This window comes from Methylobacterium amylolyticum, from assembly GCF_030700245.1.
Lineage (GTDB): Bacteria > Pseudomonadota > Alphaproteobacteria > Rhizobiales > Beijerinckiaceae > Methylobacterium.
Genome location: NZ_JAUYZI010000036.1, coordinates 63,979 through 70,066, shown reverse-complemented (window position 1 = coordinate 70,066; position 6,088 = coordinate 63,979). Strand labels below are relative to the sequence as shown.

Genomic DNA, 6,088 nt, shown 5'->3' with positions numbered 1-6,088 from the left:
CAGGGCGATCGCTTCAGCTTTTTGGCTTTGGCTTGGGAGCGGTGCTGCGGGGGGCTGAGGTTTGTGATTCACGGCGGGCTTTGCGTCTGCGGAGCCGCCGATGCCGTCCTCGCTGTCGATCCTCGACCACTTCTCGACCCTGACCGACCCGCGCCAGCGCTGGCGGGTGATCTACCCGCTGCCCGAGATCCTGCTGCTGGTGCTGTGCGCCACGCTGTGCGGCATGGACGACTTCGTCGAGATCCGGCTGTGGGGCGAGCGGCGCCTGGACTTCCTGCGCCGCTTCCTCCCGTACGACCGCGGCCTGCCCGCCCACGACACCCTCAACGACGTCGTCAACGCGCTCGACGCCGACCTCTTCAAGACCTGCTTCACGGCCTGGGTCGAGCGCCTGCGCGCGGTCGAGCCGGATCTCATCGCCATCGACGGCAAGACCTCCCGGCGCTGCCACGCCAAGACCAAGGGCCGGGCCGCCCTGCACACCGTCTCGGCCTGGGCCTCCCGCCAGCGCCTCGTGCTCGGCCAGGAGGCGGTCGCCGACAAGAGCAACGAGATCACCGCCATCCCGCGCCTGCTGGAGCGGCTCGAACTCCGGGGCGCGCTGGTCACGATCGACGCGATGGGCACCCAGACCGCCATCGCCGAGACCATCGTGGCCCGGGGCGGCGACTACCTGCTCGCCCTCAAAGGCAACCGCCCCGCCACCCACGACGACGTCGTGCGCTTCTTCGCCGCTCCGGGCGACCTGATCGCCGACACCCACCAGACCGTCGACAACGACCACGGTCGCCTCGAACACCGCCGCCACAGCGTCTGCCACGACGTGAGTTGGATCGGCTCGGATCGCCGCTACCCGCACGAGCCGCACATGCCCCATCTGGCGATGATCGGCATGGTCGAGACACAGGTCGAACGCGCCGGCAGGATCGAGTGCGAACGCCGCTACTACCTCGCCTCGGTCAAGCTCGATGCCAAGACCTTCGCCGCCGCCGTGCGCGCCCACTGGCACATCGAGAACCGCCTGCACTGGGTGCTCGACGTCGTCTTCCACGACGACCTCGTCCGCCTGCGCACTGGATCGGGTCCGCAGAACATGGCCGTGGTCCGCCACATGGCCATGAACCTCGTGCGCGCCCCCCACGACCGCCACAGCCTCAAGGTCCGAAGAAAGCTCGCCAACCTCGACCCGGACTACCTCGAAACCCTCATCCGACAGAACCCGAAGACCCCGCCGTTAACCTGAAGCGATTCCCTTGCGGCCGCGCCGCCGCAGCCCGGCGCGGCCGGACGCCGTCACCGCGACGTGATGGCGTTGGCGCGAAGCCCCTGTGGACGGTCCGGAAATCACGGCGGGCGGTCCCGGGTGGTTGAAGCGCCGTTCATCCGCGTCACGGATACTGATCGCGTCATGGCTGGACCCGCGCGGCGCGGTCTCCGTGGCCTCGGAAGACCGACGATGTCCAGAAGCGCGGACCACGAACGCAGGCTCGGCGAGGCGAAGGTGATGGCCGGCCTGCTCGCCGACCGGATGATGGCCGCCTACGTGGTCGGCGGCCGGCCGACCGAGGCCGAGATCCGCGCCCTGTGTCGCGCTGTCCTGCTGCTCGAAGAGCACGCCGTGCCGCTGCCGGCCTTCGCCGAGGACGTGATCGGTCGCCTCGCGGCGCAGGACGAGGCCGATGCGTCTCCGCCGCCCGCACCCGCGCCCCCGGCCCGGCGCACGAGCGCGCTCGGCCGGGTGCTGCGGCCGCTGCGGGCCCGGCTCGCCGCCTGAGCGCGGGGCGGCTCAGGCCCGCCGGGGTCCCGCCGCCAACCGCCGCAGCCGCCGCCAGCCGATCACCGTGCCGGAGATCGCGGTGGCGAGGCCCAAAGCCGACAGGATCCAGATCAGGGTCTTGCGCAGGGTCGGCCGCCAGGACAGGGGCCCGAGGTCGAGCGTATGCAGGCCGTCGAACAGCCAGCGGTAGGCGCGTCCCGAGCGGTCCAGCCGGTCGAGGATCTCGCCCGTGGCCGGGTCGATGTGGAACCACGTCGCCTCCGGATCGGCGAAGCGGGCCCGCAGCACCGGCAGCGTCCGGCCCCCGTGCCAGTAGGCATCCTCCTCGGCGAGACGGTCGATCTCCGGCGGCCCGGCCTCGGGCAGGAGCCGTCCGGCGGCCTCCCGCAGGCGCTCCGGACCCAAGCCCGCGGTCACGGTCCCGCCGTCGCGGCAGGCGACCGCCGCGACCGGTGCGCCGGCGAGGTGGCGGAAGCGGATCTCGACCGCGTCTGCGCAGGCGCTGCGCAGGGCCGCGGGGTCGAGGGCGAGGCGCGGCGCCGTCTCGCCCGCGTAGCGCTCCAGCATCGCCTCGGACGGCGCCCGCGGCCCGAACCAGCGGTTGGGATTCACCGAGAGCCAGCCGCTGACGATGAAGGCGATCAGCGCGACGCCCCCGGCCAGCCCGGCGACGTGGTGCCACGCGCTCCAGCCGCGATAGGGCGTCGCCCGCCCGTCCCGGTAGCGGCGGCGCAGCCGCACCCGCAGCAGCCCGATCCAGAAGCCGGTGACCGCGGCGGCCGCGCACACGCCCGACACCCACAGCACCGCGTCGCGCCACAGCCCCGCCCGCGCCCGCAGCGGCGTCGGGTAGATCCAGTGCGGGATCGCGCCGAGCCAGTTCCAGACCCGCTCGGTCCGGCTCGTGTCGAGGGCGATCTCCCCCGTGCGCGCCGAGACGTAGAGCCGGGTGCCCGCCGCGTCGCCGAGGTCGATCAGGTGGAAGGGCCGCAGCGGGTCGTAGCGGGCCACCACCGTCCACTGGTCGCGCCCGACCCGCCCGATCGCCCGGGGCCGCACCGCCCGCGGGTCGGCCGCGGCGACCGCGAGCGCCAGCGCCGCGTCGATCCCGGCGACGGGATGGCCGTCGCGGGCCGACACTGTCCGCCGCGTCCCGTCCCAGAGGGTGACGCGGTAGACCGGCTCGCGGTCCAGCATGGCGAGCCGCAGGTCGCGGGGGAAGCGCTCCGCCCCCGCCGCCGCCAGCGCCGCGTCGGGCGCGATTCGCACCGCGTCCCAGTCGAGACCCGGCAGACCGGCCCGGCGCTCGCTCTCGGTCAGGGCCGGGAAGCCGACGTAGAGCATCACCAGCCCCGAGGCGAACCACGTCGCGAACAGCAGGCCGGTGAGGATGCCGAGCCAGCGGTGGCCGAGGAACAGCCAGCGCCGGCCGGCCTTCCCGGCCGCCGCGAGACGCCGCCTCACCACGCCACGGTGTAGGCGACCTCGACCGAGAGCGGCCGCCCGAGGAGCCAGTTGGTGCCGACCCCGTTCACCGCGTTGCCCGAGATCGCGTAGACCTTGTCGAACAGGTTGTAGACCCGCAGGCTCAGGCGGGAATCCACTGTGACCTGATGGTCCAGCACCACGTTGACGAGGTTGTAGGCCGGGCGCCGGGCGGTGTTGCCGAAGTCGCTGTAGACCTGACCGACGTTCTGGAGCCCGACCCGCGCCGTCCAGTCGCGCAGGAAGTCCCAGGTCAGCCAGAGGTTGGCGACCCGCTCGGGCACGTCGATCGGCTGGTTGCCCGCGAAGGAGACGGTCGCGCCGTTCACCGTCTGGTCGAACCGGTCGTACTGGGCGTGCAGCAGGGCGAGGTTGCCGTCGAGCCGCCAGCCCGGGGCGAAGCGCCAGCCCAGCGCCAGCTCGAACCCCTGCGAGGATTGCCGCCCGACCTGGGTGGACACGGTCGGCTGGCCCGGCACCGCCGAGATCAAGTTGTCCTTGACGATGCGGTAGCCCGCCACCGTCCATTCGAGCGCGCCGTCGAAGGCCAGCCCCTTGGCGCCGATCTCGACCTGGTCGCCGGTGGCGAGCTTGAAGTTGGCCAGCGACTGCGAGAGCGTGATGAGGCTGTTCACCGGGTCGGTGGCGAAGCTGTACTGGGCGTAGAGCGCGCTGTCGGGCGTCGGGTTGTAGACCGCGCCGAACCGGTAGCCGAGCGAGGTGTAGGTGCGCTCGAACTGCGAGCCCGAGCGCAGGTCCTCCCGGTGCAGCGTCGGCGCGTCGAAGCGCACGCCAGCGAGCACCGAGAGGTTGTCGGCCAGGATCACCCGGTCCTCGGCGAAGACCGAGGCCTGCCGCGTCGAGGTCGCGTAGGCGGGGCTCGCCCGGCCGTTCTGCGGGAACAGGCCGAGATAGCCGCCGACCAGCGGCACGCTGTCGGACGTGTCGAAATTGAAGTTGTTGGTGTGACGAAAATCGATGTGGTTCACGTCGAAGCCCGCCAGGAAATCGTTGCGGAACCCGAACAGGCTGCCCCGGAAGGCGGCGTCGAACCGGTTCCCGACCTGTTCCTGGCTGTGGTAGATCTCCAGGTAGTCCGAACGATCGACGAGGCCGGTGCCCCGGTTGAACGCGTACTGCTCCACGTCGAGCCAGTGGCGGCGGCTGGTGAGGCGGTAGGCGGTGTTGCGGACCGTCACGTCGGCGCTCGGCGTCCACTCCGTCCGGAACTGCGTCCAGTTGTCGGCCCAGGTGATCTTCGGGTCGAGGACGTTGTAGTTCCGGAAGCGGATCAGGTCGGGGATCCGGCCCTCCACCAGCGGGGTGCCCCAGTAGCGGGCCGGTTCCTGGTAGCCGAGATCGTGGCTCACGGTGAAGGCGAGGTCGGGGCTCGGCCGGAACAGCAGCGCGGCCGAGACCGCGAGGTTGCGGAAGTCGCCGACCGGATGGATCCAGCCGTCGGCGCGGTTGCCGCTGACGTTCAGGCGGTAGGCGAAGGTGTCGCCGAACTCGGCCTGCCCGATCGCCCCGCCGGAATCGAAGGCGAGGCGGGCCACCCCGTCGGTGCCGATCACGGCGCGGGCGACGTTGATCGGCACGAAGACCGGCTTCTTGGGCACCACGTTGATCACGCCGCCGATGGCGCCGTCGCCGTAAAGCACCGAGGCGGGCCCGCGCAGCACCTCGATCCGCTCGACGTTCCACGTGTCGAACGGGAAGGTCACGGTGTTGGCGCCCACGTAGAACCGGGTGCCGTCGTAGAGTTGCTGGATCGAGTTCGGCCCCGCGAAGCCGCGGCTCGTGAAGGCGCCGTTGCCGTTGCCCGGGGCGGCGATGGTGGTGATGCCGGTGGCGTCCTGCGTCACGGCCTCGGCGATCGTGTTCTGGCCGCGCAGGCGGGCGGTCTCGCCGGAGACGATGTCGAGGCTCGCGGGCGTCTCCAGCGGCGTCAGGCCCAGCCGGCTCGCGGTGCGGTCGGGCGTGCGCAGGTTGAGGCCGACCGGCGCGGCGCGGGTGAGGCTCACGCCGGCCTCACCCTCCACCGAGAGCTGGTCGAGGGCGACGGTCTCCTGCGCGGCGGCCGGGTCGGCCAGGAGCATCAGGGCCGCGGCGCAGGGGGACGCGGCCCGACCGACGGTGCGGCCGAAGCGGTGTCCGAATGTTCGGCCGGACGTCCGGCTCGGCCGTCGGCAGAGGGGAAACGGAGGGAGGGTCGGCATCGGTCTCGTTCCGGGCGCGGCGTCGGCCGGCCGAACGTCCCCGACAGGCAATGTAATAACATTACCAATCTTCCGTGCCGCGGCGGGCCGCACGGACGCGCGCGGCAGCGCCCGATGGGCGTCCGATGACGCGCGCCGGAAGGCGCCGGATCTCGCGGTGAGGTGGGACATGCGGACGGGCGTCGCGGGCGCGCTTGCAGTGGCACGTCACCGCGAACGAGGCCGAAGGTCGACCGCCTCCCCTCGGGATTGACGGTGCCTCGACACCCGCCGGGGCACCCCGCCCGACGCGCTTCGCGTGTGACCACGGCCGACGGCAGGTCTCCTGGCTCGCGGGTCGCCGCCTTCCCGTCGTCTTCCCGGATGAAGCCATCCAGTGACGTGGTGACGAGAAGACTCTCCGCTCACAGTTGCGGGGGCAGCCGCGGAATCGGCCCCATACGAGACCTCACCGCATTCCCTTTTGATCCCCGAAGGGAACCGTCACGCTCACTCTCGGCGATAGGGTCCGGCGCGTCAATACGGGCCCGTCCTCGACGCAGATCCGATGCCTGCGGGTCCCCAGAGAGCGCGGACCCTCTCGAGGGATGGGCGGTGCGGGACCGTC

General features: G+C 71.9%; 4 protein-coding genes and 1 riboswitch. Of the genes, 2 read left to right on the top strand and 2 right to left on the bottom strand.

Annotated elements, in window-relative coordinates:
• Nucleotides 1-100: 100 nt before the first annotated feature.
• Together Q8W71_RS22720 and Q8W71_RS22715 are read left to right on the top strand one after the other, a co-directional pair.
• Complete coding sequence (locus Q8W71_RS22720) at nucleotides 101-1,243, top strand: ISAs1 family transposase (protein ID WP_305527267.1); 1,143 nt, start codon at nucleotides 101-103, stop codon at nucleotides 1,241-1,243.
• Between the two features lie 213 nt (nucleotides 1,244-1,456).
• Nucleotides 1,457-1,774: a hypothetical protein gene (locus Q8W71_RS22715; RefSeq protein ID WP_305527684.1), complete on the top strand. Its 318-nt coding sequence runs from the start codon at nucleotides 1,457-1,459 to the stop codon at nucleotides 1,772-1,774.
• A 12-nt stretch (nucleotides 1,775-1,786) separates the two neighbouring features.
• On the opposite strand, the gene Q8W71_RS22710 is transcribed toward Q8W71_RS22715, so the two are convergent.
• Both Q8W71_RS22710 and Q8W71_RS22705 read right to left on the bottom strand, forming a co-directional pair.
• A complete protein-coding gene (locus tag Q8W71_RS22710; protein WP_305527683.1) occupies nucleotides 1,787-3,241 on the bottom strand; it encodes a PepSY domain-containing protein in 1,455 nt (484 codons plus the stop codon).
• Nucleotides 3,238-5,361 (bottom strand): TonB-dependent receptor, encoded by a 2,124-nt coding sequence (locus Q8W71_RS22705; protein WP_305527682.1) that lies wholly within the window; start codon nucleotides 5,359-5,361, stop codon nucleotides 3,238-3,240. Before Q8W71_RS22705 ends, Q8W71_RS22710 begins: the two co-directional genes overlap by 4 nt.
• 418 nt (nucleotides 5,362-5,779) lie before the next feature.
• Nucleotides 5,780-5,981, bottom strand: a riboswitch (cobalamin riboswitch).
• Nucleotides 5,982-6,088: the final 107 nt, after the last annotated feature.

What these genes read in the sequence shown, in the direction of transcription:
- Q8W71_RS22720 (WP_305527267.1), top strand. Translation starts at nt 101, where the DNA reads ATGCCGTCCTCGCTGTCGATCCTCGACCACTTCTCGACCCTGACCGAC.
- Q8W71_RS22715 (WP_305527684.1), top strand. Translation starts at nt 1,457, where the DNA reads ATGTCCAGAAGCGCGGACCACGAACGCAGGCTCGGCGAGGCGAAGGTG.
- Q8W71_RS22705 (WP_305527682.1), bottom strand. Translation starts at nt 5,361, where the DNA reads ATGCTCCTGGCCGACCCGGCCGCCGCGCAGGAGACCGTCGCCCTCGAC.